The sequence below is a fragment of the Pseudoxanthomonas sp. SORGH_AS_0997 genome, from assembly GCF_031453535.1.
In the GTDB taxonomy this organism is placed as follows: domain Bacteria; phylum Pseudomonadota; class Gammaproteobacteria; order Xanthomonadales; family Xanthomonadaceae; genus Pseudoxanthomonas_A; species Pseudoxanthomonas_A winnipegensis.
Map to the genome: position 1 here is coordinate 759475 of NZ_JAVIZI010000001.1, position 23963 is coordinate 783437.

A 23963-nucleotide genomic window follows, 5' to 3' on the forward strand; every position below is an offset into this window, starting at 1 on the left:
CCGCCTTCAGCCGTTGTTGTCCATGACTGCCAGCGCAGCCGACGCCCTGCATACCATCATCGACCTGATCCGCTACGGCGCCAGCCGGTTCAACGCGGCCGGGTTGACCTTCGGGCACAGCCACGACAACGCGTTGGACGAGGCCACCGCGCTGGTCCTGCACACCCTGCACCTGCCGCCCGACCTGGGCCCGGCCTATGGCCAGGCGCGGCTGCTGCCGGAGGAGAAGCAGGCCATCCTGGCGCTGATCGAGCGCCGCGTGGTCGAGCGCGTGCCGGTGGCCTATCTGACCGGCGAGGCCTGGTTCGCGGGCCTGAGCTTCAAGACCGATGCGCGCGCGCTGGTGCCGCGCTCGCCGATCGCCGAGCTGATCGAGTCGGGCTTCGAGCCTTGGCTGGCCGGGCGTGAAGTGCAGCGCGCGCTGGACCTGTGCACCGGCTCGGGCTGCATCGCCATCGCCATGGCCCACTACAACCCGGACTGGCAGGTCGACGGCGTGGACATCAGCGACGATGCGCTGGCGCTGGCCGCCGAGAACAAGGCGCGCCTGCTCGCCGACAACGTGACCCTGCTCAAGTCCGACCTGTTCGCCGGCCTGTCCGGGCGCCACTACGACCTGATCGTCACCAATCCGCCCTACGTCACCAACGCCGAGACCGACGCGCTGCCGCGCGAGTACGGCTACGAGCCCGAGCTGGGCCTGCGCGCCGGCGACGACGGCCTGGACCTGGTGCTGAAGATCCTGCGCGACGCGCCGATCCACCTGTCCGAGGACGGCCTGCTGATCTGCGAGGTCGGCGAGTCCGAGCAGCACCTGGTCCGGCTGCTGCCGGAGGTGGACTTCGCGTGGATCGAGTTCAAGGTCGGCCAGATGGGCATCTTCGCGGTCGAGTGCCACGAGCTGATCGCGCACAGCGCCCGCATCACCGAGCTTGCGGCGCAGCGGTCGTGACGCATCGAGCACACCGCCCATGAGCGCCAACAGTTTCGGCAAGCTGCTGACCGTCACCACCTTCGGCGAATCGCATGGGCCGGCGATCGGCTGCGTGGTCGATGGCTGCCCGCCGGGGCTGGAGCTCGGCGCCGAGGAGTTCGCCCACGACCTGCAGCGCCGCGCCACCGGCAAGAGCCGGCATACCTCGGCGCGGCACGAGGCCGACCAGGTCGAGATCCTCTCCGGCGTGTACGAGGGCCGCACCACCGGCACGCCGATCGGCCTGCTGATCCGCAACACCGACCAGCGCAGCAAGGACTACGCGAACATCGCCGCGCAGTTCCGCCCCGGCCATGCCGACTACAGCTACTGGCAGAAGTACGGCATCCGCGATCCGCGCGGCGGCGGGCGCTCGTCCGCGCGCGAGACGACCATGCGCGTGGCCGCCGGCGTGATCGCCAAGAAGTGGCTCAGGCAGCGCTACGGCGTGACCGTGCGCGGCTTCCTCTCGCAGCTGGGCGAGATCAGGCCGGCGGGCTTCGACTGGAGCGCGGTGGAGGACAACCCGTTCTTCTGGCCGCATGCGCCGCAGGTCGCCGAGCTGGAGGCCTACATGGACGCGCTGCGCAAGTCCGGCGACTCGGTCGGCGCGCGCGTGGACGTGGTGGCCGACGGCGTGCCGCCCGGCTGGGGCGAGCCGATCTACGGCAAGCTCGACGGCGACCTGGCCGCCGCGCTGATGAGCATCAACGCGGTCAAGGGCGTGGAGATCGGCGACGGTTTCGCCGCCGCCGCGCAGAAGGGCACGCAGCACCGCGACCTGATCACCCCGCAGGGCTTCCTGAGCAACCACGCCGGCGGCATCCTCGGCGGCATCTCCACCGGCCAGCCGGTGACCGCCTCGATCGTGCTGAAGCCGACCTCCAGCCTGCGCCTGCCGGGCCAGACGGTGGACGTGAATGGCGAGTCGGTCGAGGTCATCACCACCGGCCGCCACGATCCCTGCGTCGGCATCCGCGCCACGCCCATCGCCGAGGCGATGGTCGCCCTGGTGCTGATGGACCAGGCGCTGCGGCATCGCGCGCAATGCGGCGATGTGGGCGAGGTCGCGCCGCGCGTGCCCGGGCAGGTCGATGGCTGAGTCGCGGCCCCGCGTCTGGGTGAGCCAGCCGCTGTTCGACGACCTTGTCGACCAGCTGCGGGCGCATTGCGACGTGGAGACCACCCAGGCCGTGACGACCTACACCGCCGAGCAGCTGGCGCAGAAGCTGGCGCCGCTGGACGGTGCGCTGATCACGCTCAACGAGCGCATCGGCGCCACCGAGATCGCCCAGGCGCCGCGACTGCGCGCGCTGGCCAATGTCGCGGTCGGCTACAACAATCTGGACATCGCCGCGCTCAGTGCCGCCGGCGTCGCGGTCACCAATACGCCCGACGTGCTGACCGAGACCACCGCCGACCTGGGCTTCGCCCTGCTGATGGCCACCGCGCGCCGCATCACCGAGGCCGAGGCCTTCCTGCGCGAGGGCAGGTGGGGCAAGTGGTCCTTCACCACGCTGCTCGGCGCGGACCTGCACGGCAGCACGCTGGGCATCTTGGGCATGGGCCGCATCGGCCAGGCCATCGCCCGGCGCGCGCGCGGCTTCGGCATGCGCGTGCTGTACCACAACCGTTCGCGCCTGGCGGCCGAGGTCGAGACCGACGTCGGCGCGTCCTATGTGCCCTTCGACGACCTGCTGCGCAGCAGCGATCACCTGGTGCTGGTGCTGCCGTACACGCCGGCCTCGCACCACCTGATCGACGCCGCCGCGCTGGCGAAGATGAAGCCCACCGCCACCCTGGTGAACATCGCCCGTGGCGGCATCGTCGACGAGCTCGCGCTGGCCGACGCGCTGGCCCACGGCCGCCTGGCCGGCGCCGGGCTGGACGTGTTCGAAGGCGAACCGACGGTGCGCCCGGAACTGCTGGCGCTGAAGAACGTCGTGCTGACCCCGCATATCGGCAGCGCCAGCCTGGCCACGCGCCGGGCGATGGTGCAGCTGGCGGTGCACAACCTGCTCGCCGCGCTGGGCTTCGGGCCCGATGCCGGCAACCCGCCCAGCCTGATCAACGCCGACGCGCGCAAAGTCGCCAAAACCGGCGGCGCGATCGTGGGCGCGACCACCATCACCGCGACCAAACGATAGGGAACCTTCCGCGCATGCACCGCCGGTGAGGTTCCCCGAACCCAAGGCTCTTCGTCTGTCGCGTTCGTCCTTCCCCTATCCATCCTCTTCAAGAAGACACCCCATGAGCAATGCAACCCGCAGCTTCACCGTCGCCGTCGTGGGCGCCACCGGCGCCGTCGGCGAGACCATGCTGTCCATCCTGGCCGAGCGCGACTTCCCGGTCGGCAAGCTGATCGCGCTGGCCTCCGAGCGCTCGGCCGGCGGCCAGATCGACTACCGCGGCGGCAAGGTCACCGTGCAGGACCTGGCGACTTTCGACCCGACCGGCGTGGACATCGCGCTGTTCTCGGCCGGCGGCAGCATCTCCAAGGAATACGCGCCCAAGTTCGCCGCCGCCGGTGCGGTGGTGATCGACAACTCCTCGGCCTTCCGCTACGACGACGACGTGCCGCTGGTGGTGTCCGAGGTGAACCCGGAAGCCGCCAAGGACCGTCCGCGCGGCATCATCGCCAACCCCAACTGCTCGACCATGCAGCTGATGCCGGTGCTGGCGCCGATCCACAAGGAATACGGCATCGAGCGCGTCAACATCGCCACCTACCAGTCGGTGTCCGGCGGCGGCCGCTCGGCGCTGGAGGAACTGGGCAAGCAGACCGCGCAGCTGCTGGCCTTCCAGGAGATCGATCCGCAGCGCTTCCCGGTGCAGATCGCCTTCAACCTGATCCCGCACATCGACGACTTCCAGCCCAACGGCTACACCAAGGAAGAGATGAAGCTGGTCTGGGAGACGCAGAAGATCCTGGGCGACAAATCCATCCAGGTGAACCCGACCGCGGTGCGCGTGCCGGTGTTCTACGGCCACTCCGAGGCGGTCAACATCGAGACCAGGAAGAAGATCACCCCGGAAGTCGCGCGCGAACTGCTGGCCAGCGCGCCGGGCGTGGAAGTGGTCGACAGGCACGAGGCCGGCGGCTATCCGACCCCGGTGACCCATGCCTCGGGCAAGGACCCGGTGTTCGTCGGCCGCATCCGCGAGGACTTCTCGCATCCGCGCGGCCTCAACCTGTGGGTCGTCGCCGACAACATCCGCAAGGGCGCGGCGCTGAACGCCGTGCAGCTGGCCGAGCTGGTCGCGGCCGGCGGCTGAGAGGCCCGCAGTGGGGGAGGAACGAGATGGCCCGTTGCGGGCCTTCTCGCTCTTGGTTCTCGCTTGCTCCTCTGCGCTTGGCCGACCCCGGCAGGGGCAAGCGCGGGCCAAACGCTCTATAGTCGCGGCGGTGTTCCACAGGGGATGTCCTTGAAACAGGCCTTCTTCAAACCCGCCGCACGCAGTGCGCTGGCGCTGGCCCTGCTGGCCGCCAGCCATGCGGCCTGCGCATTGGGCCTGGGCGAGATCCGGGTCATGTCGCAACCCGGCCAGCCGCTGCTGGCCGAGATTCCGGTCATTTCCAGCGAGCCCGGCGAGCTGGAGCAGCTGCGCGCGCGTCTGGCCTCGCCGGTCATCTTCGAACGCGTCGGATTGGCGCGCCCGAGTGGGCTGGTCAGTCAGCTCAACTTCGCCGTGGCGATGTCCAGCGATGGCAAGCCGGTCATCCGCGTGACCAGCGCCGCGCCGGTCGACATGCCGGCGGTGAACTTCCTGATCGAGGTGGACTGGGGCCAGGGCCGCCTGGTGCGCGAGTACTCGGCGCTGGTCGGCGCCCCCGGCGCGGTCGCCGCCGCCGGACAGCCGCAGATCCAGGCGCCGGCCCCGGTGCCGTCGGACCGGATCGCGCCGCCCCCGTCGCGGGCCGAGCAGCTGCCGGCCGAGGTCGCCCAGGCCCCGGCCGTGCCCGAGCCGCAGGCCGAAACCGCGCCATCGCCTGCCGTGGCCGCGACGCCCGCTCCGCCGCCGCCGGAGCCCGCGCCGCAGCCGGTCGCGGTGCCGCGCGCCGAGCCGACGATCGCCGCGCCGCAGGCCTCCGCGTCCGGCACGGTCACCGTCGCCCGGGGGCAGACGCTTTCGCAGATCGCGCGCGAGCTGCAGCAGTCCGGCACGCTGGACCAGACCATGATCGCGCTGCTGCAGGCCAACCCCGAGGCCTTCATCGGCAACAACATCAACCGCCTGCGCGCCGGCGCCACGCTGCGCATGCCCAGCGCCGAGGAGACCGCCGCGCTGGCCGCCGCGGAGGCCTCGGCGATGGTGCGCCGGCAGATCTCGGACTGGCGCCAGGTGCGCGCGCCGGTGCCGCAGCCGGCCGGCAACGCGCCCACCGCACCACTGGCCGCTGGCGCCGCCAAGCCCGCGCGCGCGGCGGACGCACGACTGGAAATCGCCCCGCCCGTGGCCAACGCCACGCGGCGCGCGGGCACCACATCCGGCACCCAGGCCGGAGGCGAGGGAGACATGCTGGCAGAACAACAGCTTCGGCAGACCCGCGAGGATCTGGCCGCGCGCAGCGCCGAGGTCGATGAACTCAAGACCCGCGTGGCCGACCTGGAGAAGCTCAAGGACCAGCAGGCCAAGCTGATCGCGATGAAGGACAGCGATCTGGCCGCCGCGCAGAAGCGCCTGGCCGACAGCCAGGGCGCGGCCGCCGCCGGCGCGCCGGCCTGGTGGTGGATCGGCCTGGCGCTGGTCGTGGGCGGGCTGCTGGCCTGGGTCGGCCTGCGCGGTCGCCGCGCGCCGCGTCCGGCGCCGGTCTACCGCGGTCCGCTCGACGCCCCGGCGCCGGATCCGGCGCCGGCCGAGCCGGTGGCTGAAGTGGACGTCGCACCGCAGGCGCCGCCGGTCCAGGCGCCGGCCCCCGAGCCTGAGCCCGAACCGGCCGCGCCCCGCTACACACCGGTCTATGTCGGTGGCGAATCCCGCCCCGGTCCGGTGGACACGCCCCAGCCGGCGCCGTCCTCGCCGGCCTGGCTGAGCGCCACCGCCAAGCCGACCTGGCACACCGTCGACGGCCCGCATCCGACCGCCACGCGCGTGCCGTCCACCGTGGTGCCGATCTCCACCGCCACCCAGCCGCGCCCGGTGGCCCGGCCGACGCCGGTGCCCGCACCGGCACCGGCGCCGTCCGAGCCGGTCGTGCCGATCGCGCCGCCGGCCGCCAGCGGGCGCGAGCGCCTGGAGTTGGCCATCGCCTATCTGGACCTGGGCGACACCGAGGCGGCGCGTGCGCTGCTGCAGCAGGTCAGCGCCAGCGACGATCCGCACGCCCGCGAGGAAGCCGGCCGCCTGCTGCGCGCGCTGGGCTGATCGACGCGCAAGGCGGACTGCAGGCGATGCGCTACGCGCTTGGCGTCGAATACGACGGCGGCGACTTCCAGGGCTGGCAGCGGCTGGAGAAGCCCGGCGCGCCCGTGCACACGCCCAGCGTGCAGTCCACCCTGGAGGCGGCGCTGGCGGCCGTGGCCAACGCGCCCATCGACACGGTCTGCGCCGGCCGCACCGACGCCGGCGTGCACGGCCAGTGCCAGGTGGTGCACTTCGACACCGAGGTGGTGCGCGCGCCGCGCGGCTGGACGCTGGGCGCCACGGCCAACCTGCCGCCATCGATCTGCGTGCGCTGGTGCGTGCCGGTGGCCGAGGACTTCCACGCCCGCTTCTCGGCGCGCGCGCGCCGCTATCGCTATGTGCTGCTGAACCGCGCGGTGCGCCCGGCGCTGGGCCGCCAGCTGCTGTCCTGGGAGCGCCTGCCGCTGGACACGGCGGCCATGCATCGCGCCGCGCAGGCGCTGCTGGGCGAGAACGACTTCTCCGCCTTCCGCACCGTGCACTGCCAGGCCCGCCACCCGATGCGCGAGCTGCAGTCCATCGCGGTCACCCGCCAGGGCGAGCAGGTGATCGTGGAGGTGCAGGCCAATGCGTTCCTGCATCACATGGTGCGCAACATCGTCGGCTCGCTGCTGCTGGTCGGCCGCGGCGAACAGCCCGAGGGCTGGATCGCCGAGCTGCTGGCCGGCCGCGACCGTACCCTGGCCGGCCCGACCGCGCCGCCGCAGGGCCTGGTGTTCGTCGGCCCGCTGTATCCGGCCGGCTGGGGCCTGCCGGATGAAGTGACCTTGCGCGAGGCGTGAGCGATGAGCGGCCGCCCCAGGCGTGCCGTATCCTGCCGACGCACGCCCACGGCTCACTCCTCTCCGCTCACTCCTCGCCCATGCGTACCCGCATCAAGCTCTGCGGCATGACCCGCCCCCAGGACGTGCGCCTGGCGGTGGAGCTGGGCGTGGACTACATCGGCCTCATCTACGGCGGCGGTCCGCGCCAGCTGACGCTCGAACAAGGCGCCGCGCTGCGTGCGCTGGTGCCGGCCGAAGTGGCCGCGGTGGTCCTGGTGCGCGATGCGCCGCGCGCGCAGGTCGAGGCGATCATCGACGCGGTGGCGCCGGACGTGCTGCAGTTCCATGGCGGCGAGGACGACGCCTTCTGTGCGTCCTTCGGGCTCCCGTTCCTCAAGGCCGTGGCGATGACCGGCGTGACCGAGGCCCGGCAGGCGCGCGCCGCGCTGCAGGCCTGGCCGTCCGCGGCGGGCTTCGTGCTCGACAGCCATGCGCCAGGGCAGGGTGGCGGCACCGGCAAGTCCTTCGACTGGACGCTGTGGCCGGGCGATGTGGGCACGCCGTGTCTGCTGGCCGGCGGCCTCAACGCCGACAACGTCGCCGAGGCGGTGCGTCGCGTGCGGCCCTGGGGCGTGGACGTGTCCAGCGGCATCGAGTCGGCGCCGGGCATCAAGGATGCCGAGGCGATGCGGCGTTTCGTCGCGCAGGTGCGCGGCGCCAGCGCCGCGGCGTAGCCAGGGCTTCGAACCGTGCGCATCGCGCGCCTTGAGCGCGCGATCGCGACAGCATTGATGGACCCTGCACGCGGGCCGCCCCTACACTGGCCGTGAGACCGACCGGAGAACTGCGCATGTCGTTGTGGCGTGTCTATCTGCGCGTGCTGCAGTTGCTCGCGCCCGAGAAACGGCTCGCCGTGACCCTGGTCCTGGCCAATCTGGCCCTGTCCGGCGTGGCCTTCCTGGAGCCGGTGCTATTCGGCAAGGTCATCGATGCGCTGGCCGCGCAGGGCAAGGGGCGCAGCGCCTGGCACTACATCGCCATGTGGGCCGGCGTGGGCTTCGGCGGCATCGCCGCCGGCGTGTTCGTCTCGCTGTTCGCCGACCGCCTGGCGCATCGACGCCGGCTGGCGGTGATCGCCCAGTACTTCGAGCACGCCATCGCGCTGCCGCTGTCGTATCACGGCCAGCACCACACCGGCCGGCTGCTGCGCATCATGCATACCGGCAGCAACAACCTGTTCGGCCTGTGGCTGGGGTTCTTCCGCGACCACCTGACCACGCTGCTGTCGATCCTGCTGATGATCCCCTGGTCGCTGTACGTCAACTGGAAGCTCGGCCTGCTGATGGTCGGGCTGATGGTGACCTTCGCCACCTTCAACGCCATCGCCATGCGCCGCACGCATCGCGCGCAGGGCCAGATCGAGCAGCTGCACAGCGCCATCTCCGAGCGCGCCGGCGACGTGCTGGGCAACGTGCCGGTGGTGCAGGTCTATACGCGCCTGCAGGCCGAGGTCGAGGCGATTCGTGAAATGTCCCGGCGCGCGCTGGACGCGCAGTACCCGGTGCTGCGCGGCTGGGCCTGGCTGTCGGTGGCCAACCGCGCGGCCTCCACGCTGACCATCGTGGCGATCTTCGCCCTCGGCGCGCAGCTCAACGCCAAGGGCGAGGTCACCGTCGGCGGCATCGTCACCTTCGTCAACTTCGCGCTGCTGCAGATCGGTCGGCTGGAGGCCTTCGCCGGCTTCATCTCCAATCTGTTCTTCCAGACGCCGTCGCTGAGCGACTTCTTCGCCGTGCTCGATACCGATGCCACGGTCAAGGAGGATCCCAAGGCGCCGCCGCTGCCGGACAAGGTGCGCGGCGAGGTGCGCTTCGAGGACGTGTCCTTCGGCTACGACGCCTCGCACCCGGCGCTGCGCGCGCTGAACTTCACCGCCGCCGCCGGCAGCACCGTGGCCCTGGTCGGGCCGACCGGGGCGGGCAAGTCGACCGCGCTGAGCCTGCTCTATCGCGCCTACGACCCGGACCGCGGCCGCATCACCATCGACGGCATCGACATCCGCACGGTCAAGCTGACCTCGCTGCGCGAGCACATCGCCGTGGTCTTCCAGGACCCGGGCCTGCTGTACCGCTCGGTGGCCGACAACCTGCGCGTGGGCAAGCCGGACGCCAGCGCGCTGGAGATGGAGGAGGCCGCGCGCGCGGCCGAGGCGCACAACTTCGTGGTGGTCAAGCCGGAGGGCTATTCGACCCTGGTCGCCGAGCGCGGCGTGTCGCTGTCCGGTGGCGAGCGGCAGCGCCTGTCCATCGCCCGGGCGATGCTGAAGAACGCGCCGATCCTGATCCTGGACGAGGCCACCAGCGCGCTGGACAACGCCACCGAGGCGCGCATCCAGCGCGCCCTCAACCGGCTCACGCGCGATCGCACCACCTTCGTCATCGCCCACCGCCTGAGCACCGTGCGCAATGCCGATCTGATCCTGGTGATGAAGGATGGGGAGATCGTGGAACAGGGCCGCTTCGACGCGCTGGTCGCCCAGGGCGGGCTGTTCGCCCAGCTGGAGGCGGGCGGGCAGTTCGTGGCCGATGCCGAAGAGGAAGTGGTGGCGGTGGCCGAGTAACGCCGGCGGCTCAGGTAGGCCCGGCAGCGCCGAGTTCCCCGCGCAGCCAGCCCGCCAGCCGCGTCAGGCGCGGATCGCTGCGGCCGCCCGCCGCGCACAGCGCCCAGCGCCCCGGCGTGGGCGCGAACCCCCACGGCGCCAGCAGCCTGCCGCTGGCCAGGTCCGCTTCCACCAGCGGCCGTGGCGCGATGGCCACGCCGAGGCCCGAGGCGGCCGCCTCGAGCAGGTAGTACAGGTGTGGGAAGCCTTCGCCGTACTGCAGCGCCTGCGGATCCAGCCCGTGCGCGGCGGCCCACTGCGGCCAGGCCTGCGGGCGCGAGGCGGTGTGCAGCAGGCGCTCGCCCAGCAGCGCCGTCGGCGGCTGGGCCTGCAGCGCCGGCAGGCCGGGATAGCGCGCGCCCACGACCGGCCCGATCGTCTCGCCGGCCAGTTCGGCCACCTGCCAGCCGGCCGGCCAGGGCGCCTGGCCGAGCAGCAGCAGGGCGTCGACCTCGCCCAGGGCGCGATCCGGCGATTCCTGCGCGGAGAAGTGCAGCGACACGCCGGGCAGCGCCTGCTGCATGCGTTCCAGCCGGGGAATCACCCACCGCGCCAGGACGCTGGCCGAACAGCCCAGCACCAGCGTGTCGCCGGCCGGCCCGCGCCGCAGTTCGCGCCAGGCCTGGCCCAGCTGGGTGAAGGCCTGGCCGCAGGCGTCGCGCAGCCGGCGGCCGGCGGGGGTCAGCACCAGGCCGCGCCCGACGCGGTCGAACAGCGGCTGGCCCAGCGCGTCCTCCAGCGCCCGGATCTGCCGGCTGACCGCACCGTGGGTCACATGCAGCTCGTCGGCGGCGCGGCTGACGCTTTCCAGCCGGGCCGCGGCCTCGAAGGCGCGCAGCGCGCCCAGCGGGGGCAGGGCAGGGGAGGCCATGTGTGAGATTTCCTGACAGGTCGTGGCGATCTTATCGCTATTGCCGCCCGTCCCGCTGGGCTAGGATGGCGGCCTTCGTTCAATGCCGGTGCCCCCATGTCCGCTCCCGCCATCCGTGACTTCCACGCCTATCCCGACGCCGCCGGACACTTCGGCCGCCACGGCGGGCGCTTTGTCGCCGAGACCCTGATCGGGCCGCTGCAGGAACTGGCCGCCGCCTACGACACGGCCCGCGCCGACCCGGCCTTCACCGACGCGTTCTACGACGACCTCAAGCACTACGTGGGCCGCCCCAGCCCGATCTACCACGCCCGGCGCCTGAGCCGCGAGGTGGGCGGCGCGCAGATCCTGCTCAAGCGCGAGGACCTCAACCACACCGGCGCGCACAAGATCAACAACGCCATCGGCCAGGCCCTGCTGGCCAGCCGCATGGGCAAGACCCGGATCATCGCCGAGACCGGCGCCGGCCAGCACGGCGTGGCCAGCGCCACCGTGGCCGCGCGCCTGGGGCTGGAATGTGTGGTCTACATGGGTTCCACCGACATCGAGCGGCAGAAGGCCAACGTCTATCGCATGCGCCTGCTCGGCGCCACGGTGGTGCCGGTCACCAGTGGCTCGGCCACGCTCAAGGACGCGCTCAACGAGGCCATGCGCGACTGGGTCACCAACGTGGCCGACACCTTCTACATCATCGGCACCGTGGCCGGCCCCGACCCGTATCCGCGCATGGTGCGCGACTTCAACGCCATCGTCGGCCGCGAGGCGCGCGCGCAGATGCTCGAACAGTTCGGCCGCCTGCCCGACGCGATCACCGCCTGCGTCGGCGGCGGCAGCAACGCCATCGGCATCTTCCACGCCTTCCTCAACGATGCGAACGTGCGCCTCTATGGCGCCGAACCGGCCGGCGATGGCCTGGAGACGGGCCGCCATGCCGCCTCCATCGCCGGCGGGCGGGTCGGCGTGCTGCACGGCAACCGTACCTACGTGCTGTGCGACGACGACGGCCAGATCATCGAAACCCATTCGATCTCCGCCGGCCTGGACTACCCGGGCGTGGGCCCGGAGCACGCCTTCCTGGCTGACTCGGGCCGTGCCACGTACCTGGGCATCACAGACGAGGAGGCGCTGGCCGCGTTCCACACCCTGGCGCGCACCGAGGGCATCCTGGCGGCGCTGGAATCCAGCCATGCCGTGGCCCAGGCGATCAAGCTGGCGCGCGATCTGCCCTCCGACCAGCTGGTGCTGTGCAACCTCTCCGGCCGCGGCGACAAGGATGTGCACACCATCGCCGCGCGCGAGAACATCCAGATCTGACGGCGCCCGCGCCGCGCTTTCCCTCTACGCAATCGCTAAGGAATCCTCATGGCCGACGACACCCAGGCGCCGCCGAGCATCGACGCTCCGCTGGACCCGCAGTTCTTCGATGTGGTCAACAAGTTCGTGCAGCTGGCCAACCGCCAGGGCGGCATCCACGGCAGCAAGCGCACCAGCTTCGCCGCGCTCTACGGCGTGGCCCGCTACAACGCGCACGTCTACCTGACGGTGGAGCCGAGCCCGGCCGAGTCGCGCCAGGGCTTCCTGGACTACATGACCGGCCTGTACCGGCGCATGCTCAACGAGCATTTGGACATCCTCGGCGCCGAGCGCGGCGTGGACGTGGGCGCCTCCGAGCTGGCCGCCGCCTACGCCGCCGCCCAGCAGGCCGAGCAGGCCTCGCGCGACAGCCAGCCCGAATGAACCGCCTGGACACCGCGCTGGCCGCGCGCAAGGCCGAGGGGCGCAAGGCGCTGGTCCCGTTCATCACCGCCGGCGATCCCTCGCTGGAGGCGACCGTGCCGGTCATGCACGCGCTGGTCGCCGCCGGCGCCGACGTGATCGAGCTGGGCGTACCGTTTTCCGATCCGATGGCCGATGGCCCGACCATCCAGCGCAGCTCCGAGCGCGCGCTGGGGCGCGGGGCCGGCCTGCGCTTCGTGCTCGAGGTGGTGCGCGCGTTCCGCCAGACCGATGCGACCACGCCGGTGGTGCTGATGGGCTATCTCAATCCGGTCGAGATCCACGGCGCCGAGCGCTTCGCGCGCGAGGCCACCGAGGCGGGCGTGGACGGCGCGCTGCTGGTCGATCTGCCGCCGGAAGAGGCGGCCCAGACCCGCGCCACCTTCAATGCCTACGGCCTGCAGCTAATCGCCCTGGCGGCGCCGACCACCAGCCCCGAGCGCATGGCGCTGCTGTGCGAGCAGGGCCAGGGCTATCTGTACTACGTCAGCTTCGCCGGCGTGACCGGCGCCTCGGACCGGCTGGACACCCAGGCCGCCGGCGAGCGCCTGCGCACCCTGCGTGCGGCGGCCAGCGTGCCAGTGGTGGTGGGTTTCGGCATCAAGGACGCGGCCAGCGCGGCGGCCATGGCGCCGGCGGCCGATGGGGTCGTGGTCGGCAGCGCCCTGGTCGAGGCCATTGCTGCGGCGCAAAACCCGGCGCAGGCAGCTGAACTGGCCGGAACCTTCCTGCGGCCGCTGCGTGAGGCGCTGGATCAGGCGCTGGGCTAAACTGCCGCGCTTGATCCCGCGCCCCCGGGGCGCGCCGTACCAGGTTTCCAAACACGCATGAGCTGGCTGAGCAAACTGATGCCCTCGGGCATCCGCACCGACGCGGCGACCCGCAAACCCAAGCGCAGCGTCCCCGAGGGGCTCTGGGAGAAGTGCGACAACTGCGGCGCGGTGCTGTACCGGCCCGAGCTCGAGGAAAACCTCGAGGTCTGCCCCAAGTGCGGCCACCACATGGCCATCCGCGCCCGCGCGCGGCTGGCGGCGCTGTTCGACGCCGGCAGCACCACCGAGCTGGGCGCCGCGCTGGGCCCGACCGACGTGCTCAAGTTCCGTGACCAGAAGAAGTACTCCGACCGGATCAAGGCCGCGCAGAAGGCCACCGGCGAGCGCGATGCGCTGATCACCCTGCAGGGCCAGGTCAAGGGTCGCGCGCTGGTCGCCAGCGCCTTCGATTTCGCCTACATGGGCGGCTCGATGGGCTCGGTGGTGGGCGAGCGCTTCACCCTGGGCGCGGAGAAGGCGCTGGAGCTGGGCTGCCCGTTCGTGTGCTTCTCGGCCTCGGGCGGCGCGCGCATGCAGGAGAGCCTGTTCTCGCTGCTGCAGATGGCCAAGACCTCGGCCGCGCTGGGGCGCCTGCGCGCGGCCGGCCTGCCGTACATCTCGGTGCTGACCCATCCCACCACCGGCGGCGTGTCGGCCAGCTTCGCCATGCTGGGCGACATCAACATCGCCGAGCCCAAGGCGCTGATCGGCTTCGCCGGTCCGCGCGTGATCGAGCAGACCGTGCGCGAGACGCTGCCGGAGGGCTTCCAGCGCTCCGAGTTCCTGCTCGACCACGGCGCCATCGACCAGATCTGCGACCGCCGCGAACTGCGCGACCGCCTGGCCGATCTGTGCGCGCTGATGATGAAGCAGACCCGGCCGGTCGAACCCGAGGTCGCCTGATGGTCGCCAGCCGGAAGTACTTCGGCACCGACGGGATCCGCGGGCGCGTCGGCCAGGGGCCGATCTCGGCCGACTTCATGCTGCGCCTGGGCAATGCCTATGGCCACGCCCTGGCCGCGCGCGTGCGCCGCGCCGGCGCGGGCAAGCCGGTGGTGATCATCGGCAAGGACACGCGCATCTCCAACTACATGTTCGAGGCCGCGCTCGAGGCCGGGCTGGTCGCCGCCGGCGTGGACGTGCAGCTGATGGGGCCGATGCCCACCCCGGCCGTCTCGCACCTGACCCGTGCGCTGCGCGCCTCCGGCGGCATCGTCATCTCCGCCTCGCACAACCCGCATTACGACAACGGCATCAAGTTCTTCTCCGCCGAGGGCGAGAAGCTCGACGACGCCACCGAGCTTGCGATCGAGGCCGCGCTGGACCAGCCGTTCCGCACCGTGGCCTCCGAGGCGCTGGGCAAGGCCGTGCGCACCCGCGACGCGGTCGGCCGCTACGTGGAGAGCTGCAAGAACTCGGTCCCGCGCGAGTTCGACCTGACCGGCATGAAGATCGTAGTCGACTGCGCCAACGGTGCCACCTACCAGGTCGCACCGATCGTGCTGCGCGAACTCGGCGCGCGCATGGAGGTCATCGGCGATGCGCCCAACGGCCTGAACATCAACGACGGCGTCGGGTCGACCCATCCCGAGGGCCTGGCCCGGCGCGTGGTGCTGTCCGGCGCCGACCTGGGCATCGCCTTCGACGGCGACGGCGATCGCGTGCTGTTCGTCGATGGCCATGGCCGCGTGATCGATGGCGACGGCCTGCTGTACGTGCTGGCCAGCGACTGGAAGCGGTCCGGGCGCCTGCATGGCGCGGTGGTCGGCACGCTGATGACCAACTACGGGCTGGAGCAGGCGCTGGGCGAGCAGGGCATCGCCTTCACCCGCGCCAAGGTCGGCGACCGCTACGTGCACCAGGCCCTGGTCGATGGCGGGGGCGTGCTCGGCGGCGAGGCCTCCGGCCACATCCTGTGCCTGGACCGGGCCAACACCGGCGACGGCATCGTCAGCGCGCTGCAGGTGCTGGAAGTCCTGCACCGCACCGGCCGCCGCCTGGACCAGGCCCTGGCCGGCCTGACCATGCTGCCGCAGCGCACCACCAACGTGCGCCTGGACGGCGTGGCCGCCAAAGCCGTGGTCGAGGCGCAGACCGTCCAGACCGCGCTCCAGCAGGCCCAGGCCGCCGTGGCCGGGCGCGGGCGCGCGTTCCTGCGCCCGTCCGGCACCGAGCCGGTGGTGCGCGTCACAGTGGAAGCCGACGACGATGCGCTGATGCAGGCCACGCTCGACACCCTGGCCGGGGCGGTGCGTGCCGCGGCATGAGAAAGTGCTGATCGCCCTGGGCGTGGCCGTCGTCAAGGCGCTCACGCTCTGGGCCCTGTACCTGCTGCTGCGTTAGGGCCCGAGGCGATAAACTGGAGGGCCACGTTCGCCTTCCGGTTTGCCCATGAGCAGCGCCATTCCTACCCTCGACATCGCCCGCTTCATCTCGCCCGTCAGCGCCGCCGACCGCGAGGCGTTCGTGGCCGAACTGGGCGCCGCCTATCGCGAGTGGGGCTTCGCCGGCATCCGCAACCACGGCATCCCGCAGGCCGATATCGACGCGGCCTACGAGGTGTTCAAGAACTTCTTCGCGCTGCCGGACGAGGCCAAGCTGAAGTACCGCGTGCCCGGCATCGGTGGCGCGCGCGGCTACACCGCCTTCGGCGTGGAGACGGCCAAGGATTCCAAGCACTTCGACCTGAAGGAGTTCTGGCACGTCGGTCGCGAACTCCCCGCCGACTCCAAGTACGCCGGCGTCATGCCCGCCAACCTGTGGCCGGGCGAGGTGCCCAACTTCCGCGAGCACGCCTACGGCCTGTACCAGCAGCTCGATGCGCTGGGCAGCCACGTGCTGGCCGCGCTGGCGCTGCACATCGGCCTGCCGGAGGACTACTTCGCCGACAAGACCGATGCGGGCAACTCGATCCTGCGCCCGATCCACTATCCGCCGATCACCAGCGACGACATCCCGAACGTGCGCGCCGGCGCGCACGAGGACATCAACCTGATCACGCTGCTGGTCGGCGCCAGCGCCGCCGGCCTGGAAGTGAAGTCGCGCGAGGGCCAGTGGGTGCCCTTCACCAGCGACGCGGACACCATCGTGGTCAACATCGGCGACATGCTGCAGCGCCTGACCAACCATGTGTATCCCTCCACCACGCACCGGGTCACCAACCCGCCGGGCGAGGAGGCGCGCAAGCCGCGCTATTCGGTGCCGTTCTTCCTGCACCCCAATCCGGACTTCCTGATCGACGTGCTGCCTTCGACGATCACCCCGGACAACCCCAAGCGCTATCCCCAGGCCATCACCGCCCAGGACTACCTGGACGAGCGCCTGCGCGAGATCAAGCTGAAGTAAGCCGCGTCGCCGACGCGCGCGGCTCCTGGGCTCGTCAGCCCTAACCGGCTGACGCTCAGTCGGGACAGCGCGTCACGCTTCTGTGGGAGCGACTCTCTCTCCCCCCCATCACGTCGCGGCCTGCCTGTAGAGCGGAGCTTGCTCCGCTGGGGCTTTCCCGATGGTCCGGCCCAACCCCAGCGGAGCAAGCTCCGCTCTACAGGTGGAGGCCTTCAGGCGCTACGTGCGAGGCAGCGGGCCGGCGGGCGGTGGCCGCGACGAGCGAGGCAGCAAGCCGAGCGCCTCAAGGTAGGGCAGGATGCCCTGACCGAGGGAAAAGCGGGTACCGCCCGCCGGACCGCTGCCCCTCCGAATCCGGAACGCTCCCGCTCGAGCGCCTTAACGCACGAGCCGCTGTGAGAAGCGATTGAAGTGAGGCCGGGTGCGCGAACGCCTCAAACCTGCGCACGCACCTTGCGCGAGCTCCGCGCCATCAGCGCCAGCAGCCAGGATTGCGGCAGGTGGCGCACCACGTGGTACAGCAGCCGCCAGCGCCAGCCCGGGATCACCAGCACCTGGCCGCGCTCCACCCCCGCGATGCCCTCGCGCACGACCTCCTCGGCGCTCAGCCAGATCCACTTGGGTAGGCGCGACATCTGCTCGCGCGTGCCCGTGACATCGTGGAACTCCGACCAGGTAAAGCCCGGGCACAGCGCGCAGACCCGCACGCCGCGGTCGGCATACTCCAGCGACAGCGACTGACTCATCGCCACCAGCCAGGCCTTGGCCGGCGCATACAGTGTCTGCCCGTCGGCCCCGGGCACCAGTGCGGCGAACGAGGCCACATTGATGATCCGCCCCGAGCCACTGGCGGCGATCTGCGGCAGCAGGCGCCAGGTCAGCTCGCACAGCGCGGTCACCATCAGCTGGATGAAACGCGCATGCACGCTCCAGTCGCGCGTGAGGTAGCGGCCTGGCACGCCGTAGCCCGCGTTGTTGACCAGCACCCGGACCCGCAGCCCGCGCCGCGTGATCTCCTCGGCGATCCGGGCGGGCGCGGCCGGATCTTCCAGGTCGGCGGCGATCACCTGAACATCTACCTGCGCCCCCAGTTCAGTGGCCAGCGCCTGCAGCCGTTCGGCGCGGCGCGCGGTGAGGATCAGCGGCACGCCGCGCGCGGCGTACTGACGGGCGAATTCGGCCCCGATGCCGGCCGAGGCGCCCGTGATCAGTGCATAGCCGGGGTGTTGCGCAGGAACGGCGGTCGAGGACATGGCAGGCGCGAGACGGGAAGAGGGCGCCAGTGTGCATCTCCGGGCAGCGCCCGCGCACGGACGCCGCAGGGGCAGGGCGGGCGGGCTGCCCGCGGGTGTGTGGGGCGGCTTCGTCAGCGAGCCACCACGGACGAGGCGGTATGCTGCCCCGCCTGATGTTCATAGGAGTTGTCATGCGCCGCAGGATCGTCGCCGGAAACTGGAAGCTGCACGGCAGCCGCGATTTCGCCACTGCTCTGGTCGGAGAACTGGCAGAAGCCCTGCCCGTGCCGGGTGTCGAAGTGGTGGTGCTGCCGCCGCTGCCTTACTTGGGCGATCTGATCGAGGACTTCGAGGGCAGGCCCATCGCCTTCGGCGCGCAGGACGTCAGCGCCAACGAGAAGGGCGCCTACACCGGCGAGGTCTCCGCCGCGATGCTGGTCGATGTCGGCGCCACCTACGGCCTGGTCGGGCATTCCGAGCGCCGCCAGTACCACCACGAGAGCAGCCAGCTGGTCGCGCGCAAGTTCATGGCCGCGCGCAATGCTGGCCTGGTACCGGTGCTGTGCGTGGGCGAGACCCTGGAGCAGCGCGAGGCCGGCCAGACCGAGCAGGTCATCGCCGCCCAGCTCGAGCCCGTGCTGGCGCTGGCCGGCAGCGCCGGCTTCGACGGTGCGGTGGTGGCCTACGAGCCGGTCTGGGCGATCGGCACCGGCCGCACCGCGACACCGCAGCAGGCCCAGGACGTCCACGCCTTCATCCGTGGCGTGGTGGCGCGCGTGGATGCTAGAATCGCCGATTCGTTGCCCCTGCTGTATGGCGGCAGCGTCAAGCCCGACAACGCCGCCGAGCTGTTCGCCCAGCCCGATGTCGACGGCGGGCTGGTCGGAGGCGCCTCGCTGGTGGCCGCCGACTTCCTGGCCATCGCCCGCGCGGCGGCCGGGTAGACACAGACTTCATGGCGCCGTCGCTCCCAAGCGGCGGGGCCTTTCAACGAGAAACACGATCCATGTCGATGTTGATGCTGATCCTCAATGTGGTCTACGTGCTGGTGGCGGTGGCCATCATCGGCCTGGTGCTGATGCAGCGCGGGACCGGCGCCCAGGCCGGGTCTGGCTTCGGTGCGGGCGCTTCGGGCACCGTGTTCGGTGCGCGCGGCGCGTCCAACTTCCTGTCCAAGAGCACCAAGTGGCTGGCCGTGGCGTTCTTCGCCATCAGCCTGTTCATGGCCTGGAGCGCCTCGCGCACCGCGCACACCGGCAGCGCGCAGCAGGATCTGGGCATCATGTCGCAGCAGCCGGTCGCCCCGGCGCCGGCCGACACGGTCGCGCCCGCAGCTTCCGCGCCGGCCGCCCAGCCTGCGCCTTCGGCCCCGGCGCAGCCCGAGGCCACCAAGCCGGCTCCCACTCCGGCCCAGTGACACGTACAATGCCGGCCCGCGCGATGCGAGCCGGCAGGCAAGCTTTGCCCAGGTGGCGGAATTGGTAGACGCACTACCTTGAGGTGGTAGCGGCGAAAGTCGTAGGGGTTCGAGTCCCCTCTTGGGCACCACACAACGCGGTAAACGAAAAGGGCCTTGTCGGGCCCTTTTTCGTTGGTTGCCTTCCGATCAAGAGCTGCGTTGCCTTCGCGCTCTGGCTTCGACAGGGGCAGCGGTCCGGCGGGCAGTGGTCGCTTTTCCCTCGGTCAGGGCATCCTGTCCTGCCTTAAGGCGCTCGGCATCCTGCCTCGCTCGTCGCGGCCACCGCCGGCCGGCTGCTTCGCGCGTCAGGTCACAGGGCTTCGGTTTGCGAGGGTGTTCGAACCCCTGCCTCGCGCGCATCGCGATCAGTGGCAGGAAACTATCGACTTGAGGCCCCCTCCCTTTCGCCATAGGCGAAGGGGAGGGCTGGGGAGGGGTCGAGGCTTTACCGGGCAAGCCATCGAAGCACAGCAACAGCAGAAGCACCCCACCCCAGCCCTCCCCTGCGCTGCGCGCAAGGGAGGGGGCACGGCGCTTGCTCGATGCCTTCGAGTTGGAAGACGTCCTGATCTATTCGCCGCAGAGCCTCGACCCGGCAGGGGGCGCGGAGAGCGGGCCAGGGGTGGCCTGCGGCGGCGAGTTCGCCGTAGATGGCGGACCGAGCCAAGGAGTCGCGCCCGGCGGGGTCGAGGCTGGGCGGCGAAGTGCGCTTTTCGCCGTCGAAGCGCGTCATGAGCCGCTTCGCGTCCCCGCGCTCTGATGAAGAGCCCTTCCGTCGCCGTCGCCGCGGGAGCCCCGGCCAGGCGCTGCGGGCCTGTCGCGGCGCCGGCAAGGATGGCGAATTCGCGGCACGATCCAAAACCGCGAAATCGTTTACTCGGCAGTTCAGTGACCGCTACAATTGTCAGGTTCGCAGCAGTGTCCGGTACGAGAAGCGGAAGGACACGCGGCGAAGCGCCCGGCCATGCCGGGCCGGATCGGGACGGCAGGCCACTGCCGAGGTCCCGCGCCCGGCCCGTCAACACGGTGGATCCGCAAGGCTGGACCCGTCAGCGACCTCTGCACGCTTCTGCCGCACTGCGGCAGTAGACTGTGCCCCGGTCGCGGGAATTAAAAGAGAGAACTGCGAGTGCTGGCCAATTACCTGCCGAACCTGCTTTTCCTGATCGTCGCCACCGGCATCGGCATCGCGCTGATGATCATCGGTCGCCTCATCGGCCCGCGTCGCCCCGACGCCGAGAAACTCTCCCCCTACGAATGCGGCTTCGAGGCATTCGAGGACGCGCGCATGAAGTTCGATGTGCGCTACTACCTGATCGCCATCCAGTTCATCGTCTTCGACCTGGAAATCATCTTCATCGTGCCGTGGACCCAGGTGTTCATGGACATCGGTGCGCGCTCCCTGGTCACCATGGGCCTGTTCGTGGGCATGTTGTTCCTGGGCTTCATTTACGTCTGGAAGAAGGGAGCGCTCGAATGGGAGTGATCCAAACCATCGACAAGCTGATGACCAACCCGATCCCGGAAGGGCGGGTGGACGACATCCTGCGGCCGGAAGGCGACAACCCGCTGCTGGAAAAAGGCTATGTCACCACCAGCGTCGACGCGCTGATGAACTGGGCCCGCACCGGCTCGATGTGGCCGATGACCTTCGGCCTGGCCTGCTGCGCGGTGGAGATGATGCACGCCGGCGCCGCGCGCCTGGACCTGGACCGCTACGGGGTCGTGTTCCGCCCCAGCCCGCGCCAGTCCGACGTGATGATCGTGGCCGGCACCCTGGTCAACAAGATGGCCCCGGCGCTGCGCAAGGTCTACGACCAGATGCCGGACCCGAAGTGGGTCATCTCGATGGGCAGCTGCGCCAACGGCGGCGGCTACTACCACTATTCCTACTCGGTGGTGCGCGGCTGCGATCGCATCGTGCCGGTCGACGTCTACGTGCCGGGCTGCCCGCCCACGGCCGAGGCGCTGGTCTACGGCATCCTGCAGCTGCAGAAGAAGATCTGGCGCACCCAGACCATCGCCCGCTGATCCACTCCTTTCAGAGCACGCAAAGCCCCCATGGCAGAGCAAGCCCTTTATACCGACACGCTGCGCGCCCGTTTCCCGGACGCGGCCGTGACCGTTTCGCCCTCGGGCGAGACCACCATCGAGGTTCCGCACGCGCTGTGGCACGAGCTGTGCCTGGCGCTGCGCGACGACTTCGGCTTCGAGCAGCTCACCGACCTGTGCGGCGTGGACTACCTCGGCTACGGCAGCGATGAGTGGGATACCTCGGACGTTTCCTCGCAGGGCTTCTCGCGCGGCGTGGAAGGCAAGGCCGTCGGCCGCTTCGCCTGGGGCGAGTTCCCCACCCGCGAGAACGGCAACGCCGGCGGCATCGGTGAGGTGCCGGTGCCGACCAACCGCTTCGCCGCGGTGGCGCACCTGATCTCCTACCAGCACAACCGCCGCGTGCGCCTGCGCTGCTTCGCGCCCAACGACGACGTGCCGGTGGTGGCCTCGGTCACCGATATCTGGCCGGGCGCCAACTGGTTCGAGCGCGAGGCCTTCGACCTGTTCGGCATCGTCTTCTCCGGCCATCCGGACCTGCGCCGCATCCTCACCGACTACGGCTTCGTGGGCCATCCGTTCCGCAAGGATTTCCCGCTGATCGGCAATGTCGAGGTGCGCTACGACGAAGAGCGCAAGCGCGTGGTCTACGAGCCGGTGACCTCGGTCGAGCCGCGCGTGGGCGTGCCGCGCGTGATCCGTGAGGACGCGCGCTACCAGACCGCCGCCGGCGAAGCCGCGGCGCGGGAGTCGAAGTCATGAGCGCACAGATCCAGCCATCTCACGTCAACCAGGCCCATGCGCCTTTCGCGAGCAATCCCGCCGAGGCCCGGCAGGAGATCCGCAACTACACGATGAACTTCGGCCCGCAGCACCCTGCGGCCCACGGCGTGCTGCGCCTGATCCTGGAAATGGACGGCGAGACGGTGGTGCGCGCCGATCCGCATATCGGCCTGCTGCACCGGGGCACCGAGAAGCTGGCCGAGTCCAAGCCGTTCAACCAGTCGATCGGCTACATGGATCGCCTGGACTACGTGTCGATGATGTGCAACGAGCACGCCTACGTGCGCGCCATCGAGACCCTGATGGGCATCGAGGCGCCGGTGCGCGCGCAGTACATCCGCACGATGTTCGACGAGATCACGCGCATCCTGAACCACCTGATGTGGGTGGGTTCCAACGCGCTGGACCTCGGCGCGATGGCGGTGATGCTGTACGCCTTCCGCGAGCGCGAGGAGCTGATGGACTGCTACGAGGCGGTCTCCGGCGCGCGCATGCACGCGACCTACTACCGTCCGGGCGGCGTCTACCGCGACCTGCCGGGGCAGATGCCCAAGTACAAGGAGTCGCCCTGGCACAAGGGCCAGGCGCTCAAGCACCTCAACGCCGCGCGCGAGGGTTCGCTGCTGGACTTCCTGGAGGAGTTCACCAAGACCTTCCCCTCGCGCGTTGACGAATACGAGACCCTGCTGACCGACAACCGCATCTGGAAGCAGCGCACCGTCGGCATCGGCGTGATCTCGCCCGAGCAGGCGCGCGCCTGGGGCATGACCGGCGTGATGCTGCGCGGCTCGGGCATCGAGTGGGACCTGCGCAAGAAGCAGCCCTACGCCAAGTACGACGCGGTGGATTTCGATATCCCGATCGGCCTCAACGGCGACTGCTACGACCGTTACCTGGTGCGCATCGCCGAGATGCGCGAGTCCAACCGCATCATCGCCCAGTGCGTGAAGTGGCTGAAGGCCAACCCGGGCCCGGTGATGATCGAGAACTTCAAGGTCGCGCCGCCCAGCCGCGAGTCCATGAAGGACGACATGGAAGCGCTGATCCACCACTTCAAGCTGTTCTCCGAAGGCTATTGCGTGCCGGCCGGCGAGACCTACAGCGCGGTGGAAGCGCCCAAGGGCGAATTCGGCTGCTACCTGGTCTCCGACGGCGCCAACAAGCCCTTCCGCGTGCACCTGCGCGCGCCGGGCTTCGTGCACCTTTCTTCGATGGACGCGATCGTGGTCGGGCACATGCTGCCCGACGTGGTGGCGATGATCGGTACCTATGATCTTGTCTTTGGTGAGGTGGACCGATGAGGGCCACGGGTAATTTCGAGAACGCGCGCCACGTCGACCCGATGGTCGTGCTGAGCGACGCCACGCGCGCCCATATCGACCACTGGTTGACCAAGTTCCCGCCGGATCGCAAGCGTTCGGCCGTGCTGCAGGGCCTGCACGCCGCGCAGGAGCAGAACGGCGGCTGGCTGACCGACGAGCTGATCGCCGGCGTGGCCAAGTACCTGGAGCTGCCGCCGGTGTGGGCCTACGAGGTCGCCAGCTTCTATTCGATGTTCGAGCTGGAGAAGGTCGGCCGCCACAACGTCGCCTTCTGCACCAACATCAGCTGCTGGCTCAACGGGGGCGAGGAACTGGCGCAGTACGCCGAGAAGAAGCTCGGCTGCAAGCGCGGCCAGTCCACCGCCGACGGCCGCATCTTCCTCAAGCGCGAGGAGGAGTGCCTGGCCGCATGTTCGGCCGCGCCGATGATGGTGATCAACGGCCACTACCACGAGCACCTCACGCCCGAAAAGGTCGATGAGCTGCTGGACGGCCTGGAGTAAGCG

General features: G+C 70.4%; 23 protein-coding genes and 1 tRNA gene. 22 read left to right on the forward strand and 2 right to left on the reverse strand.

All coding sequences use genetic code 11. The annotated features are described in order from the left end of the window. Positions 1-22 precede the first annotated feature (22 nt). The 8 genes from prmB to QE438_RS03555 all read left to right on the forward strand — a co-directional run bounded on the left by prmB (position 23) and on the right by QE438_RS03555 (position 9763). Complete coding sequence (prmB, locus tag QE438_RS03520; protein ID WP_306992518.1) at positions 23-952, forward strand: 50S ribosomal protein L3 N(5)-glutamine methyltransferase; 930 nt, start codon at positions 23-25, stop codon at positions 950-952. 19 nt (positions 953-971) lie between these two features. Then, positions 972-2075, forward strand: coding sequence for a chorismate synthase (aroC, locus tag QE438_RS03525; RefSeq protein WP_131660711.1), 1104 nt, complete (start codon positions 972-974; stop codon positions 2073-2075). Continuing rightward, positions 2068-3120: a D-glycerate dehydrogenase gene (locus tag QE438_RS03530; RefSeq protein WP_306992515.1), complete on the forward strand. Its 1053-nt coding sequence runs from the start codon at positions 2068-2070 to the stop codon at positions 3118-3120. The genes aroC and QE438_RS03530 overlap by 8 nt, the downstream gene beginning before the upstream one ends. Before the next feature lie 103 nt (positions 3121-3223). Further along, positions 3224-4249, forward strand: coding sequence for an aspartate-semialdehyde dehydrogenase (locus tag QE438_RS03535; protein WP_306992512.1), 1026 nt, complete (start codon positions 3224-3226; stop codon positions 4247-4249). 255 nt (positions 4250-4504) lie between these two features. After that, positions 4505-6340 (forward strand): FimV/HubP family polar landmark protein, encoded by a 1836-nt coding sequence (locus QE438_RS03540; protein WP_306996152.1) that lies wholly within the window; start codon positions 4505-4507, stop codon positions 6338-6340. 26 nt (positions 6341-6366) lie between these two features. Then, on the forward strand, positions 6367-7161 hold the full coding sequence (gene truA, locus QE438_RS03545; protein ID WP_306992511.1) for a tRNA pseudouridine(38-40) synthase TruA: 795 nt from the start codon (positions 6367-6369) through the stop codon (positions 7159-7161). Positions 7162-7241: 80 nt separating this feature from the next. Then, complete coding sequence (locus tag QE438_RS03550; protein WP_306992508.1) at positions 7242-7877, forward strand: phosphoribosylanthranilate isomerase; 636 nt, start codon at positions 7242-7244, stop codon at positions 7875-7877. Positions 7878-7993: 116 nt separating this feature from the next. Beyond that, positions 7994-9763, forward strand: a complete 1770-nt coding sequence (locus QE438_RS03555; RefSeq protein ID WP_130518849.1) for a glucan ABC transporter ATP-binding protein/ permease — start codon at positions 7994-7996, stop codon at positions 9761-9763. Between the two features lie 10 nt (positions 9764-9773). Here QE438_RS03555 and QE438_RS03560 read toward each other — a convergent pair whose 3' ends face one another. Further along, complete coding sequence (locus QE438_RS03560; RefSeq protein ID WP_306992506.1) at positions 9774-10673, reverse strand: LysR family transcriptional regulator; 900 nt, start codon at positions 10671-10673, stop codon at positions 9774-9776. A 96-nt stretch (positions 10674-10769) separates the two neighbouring features. Between QE438_RS03560 and trpB the strand changes: the two genes are divergently transcribed. The 6 genes from trpB to QE438_RS03590 all read left to right on the forward strand — a co-directional run bounded on the left by trpB (position 10770) and on the right by QE438_RS03590 (position 16606). Then, positions 10770-11987, forward strand: coding sequence for a tryptophan synthase subunit beta (trpB, locus tag QE438_RS03565; protein ID WP_130518845.1), 1218 nt, complete (start codon positions 10770-10772; stop codon positions 11985-11987). A 48-nt stretch (positions 11988-12035) separates the two neighbouring features. Continuing rightward, a complete protein-coding gene (locus QE438_RS03570) occupies positions 12036-12410 on the forward strand; it encodes a DUF3144 domain-containing protein (protein WP_130522222.1) in 375 nt (124 codons plus the stop codon). Next, on the forward strand, positions 12407-13219 hold the full coding sequence (gene trpA / locus QE438_RS03575) for a tryptophan synthase subunit alpha (RefSeq protein WP_130518841.1): 813 nt from the start codon (positions 12407-12409) through the stop codon (positions 13217-13219). Before QE438_RS03570 ends, trpA begins: the two co-directional genes overlap by 4 nt. Before the next feature lie 57 nt (positions 13220-13276). Then, positions 13277-14164 carry an acetyl-CoA carboxylase, carboxyltransferase subunit beta gene (gene accD, locus QE438_RS03580; protein WP_130518839.1) on the forward strand — a complete coding sequence of 296 codons (888 nt, stop codon included), beginning with the start codon at positions 13277-13279 and terminating at the stop codon, positions 14162-14164. After that, positions 14164-15528, forward strand: a complete 1365-nt coding sequence (gene glmM, locus QE438_RS03585) for a phosphoglucosamine mutase (protein ID WP_306992501.1) — start codon at positions 14164-14166, stop codon at positions 15526-15528. Before accD ends, glmM begins: the two co-directional genes overlap by 1 nt. A 124-nt stretch (positions 15529-15652) precedes the next feature. Further along, positions 15653-16606 (forward strand): 2-oxoglutarate and iron-dependent oxygenase domain-containing protein, encoded by a 954-nt coding sequence (locus QE438_RS03590; protein ID WP_306992499.1) that lies wholly within the window; start codon positions 15653-15655, stop codon positions 16604-16606. A gap of 434 nt (positions 16607-17040) precedes the next feature. Here QE438_RS03590 and QE438_RS03595 read toward each other — a convergent pair whose 3' ends face one another. Next, the gene (locus QE438_RS03595; protein WP_306992497.1) at positions 17041-17859 is read right to left on the reverse strand and encodes an SDR family oxidoreductase; all 819 of its coding nucleotides are present in this window, start codon (positions 17857-17859) and stop codon (positions 17041-17043) included. 173 nt (positions 17860-18032) lie between these two features. On the opposite strand from QE438_RS03595, the gene tpiA reads away from it, so the two are divergent. The 8 genes from tpiA (at position 18033) to nuoE (ending at position 23960) form a co-directional block, all read left to right on the forward strand. Next, positions 18033-18785 (forward strand): triose-phosphate isomerase, encoded by a 753-nt coding sequence (gene tpiA, locus QE438_RS03600; protein ID WP_306992495.1) that lies wholly within the window; start codon positions 18033-18035, stop codon positions 18783-18785. Between the two features lie 68 nt (positions 18786-18853). Beyond that, positions 18854-19258, forward strand: coding sequence for a preprotein translocase subunit SecG (gene secG, locus QE438_RS03605; protein ID WP_130519306.1), 405 nt, complete (start codon positions 18854-18856; stop codon positions 19256-19258). Between the two features lie 46 nt (positions 19259-19304). Then, positions 19305-19389, forward strand: a tRNA-Leu gene (locus tag QE438_RS03610). Between the two features lie 1040 nt (positions 19390-20429). Then, positions 20430-20786: an NADH-quinone oxidoreductase subunit A gene (locus QE438_RS03615; protein ID WP_130521787.1), complete on the forward strand. Its 357-nt coding sequence runs from the start codon at positions 20430-20432 to the stop codon at positions 20784-20786. Beyond that, complete coding sequence (locus tag QE438_RS03620; protein ID WP_130521786.1) at positions 20777-21331, forward strand: NADH-quinone oxidoreductase subunit B; 555 nt, start codon at positions 20777-20779, stop codon at positions 21329-21331. The genes QE438_RS03615 and QE438_RS03620 overlap by 10 nt, the downstream gene beginning before the upstream one ends. Before the next feature lie 30 nt (positions 21332-21361). Beyond that, positions 21362-22114: an NADH-quinone oxidoreductase subunit C gene (locus QE438_RS03625; protein ID WP_130521785.1), complete on the forward strand. Its 753-nt coding sequence runs from the start codon at positions 21362-21364 to the stop codon at positions 22112-22114. Beyond that, complete coding sequence (locus QE438_RS03630; protein WP_130529639.1) at positions 22111-23436, forward strand: NADH-quinone oxidoreductase subunit D; 1326 nt, start codon at positions 22111-22113, stop codon at positions 23434-23436. The genes QE438_RS03625 and QE438_RS03630 overlap by 4 nt, the downstream gene beginning before the upstream one ends. Continuing rightward, positions 23433-23960, forward strand: coding sequence for an NADH-quinone oxidoreductase subunit NuoE (gene nuoE, locus QE438_RS03635; protein ID WP_130521783.1), 528 nt, complete (start codon positions 23433-23435; stop codon positions 23958-23960). The genes QE438_RS03630 and nuoE overlap by 4 nt, the downstream gene beginning before the upstream one ends. The last annotated feature ends 3 nt before the right edge of the window (positions 23961-23963 follow it).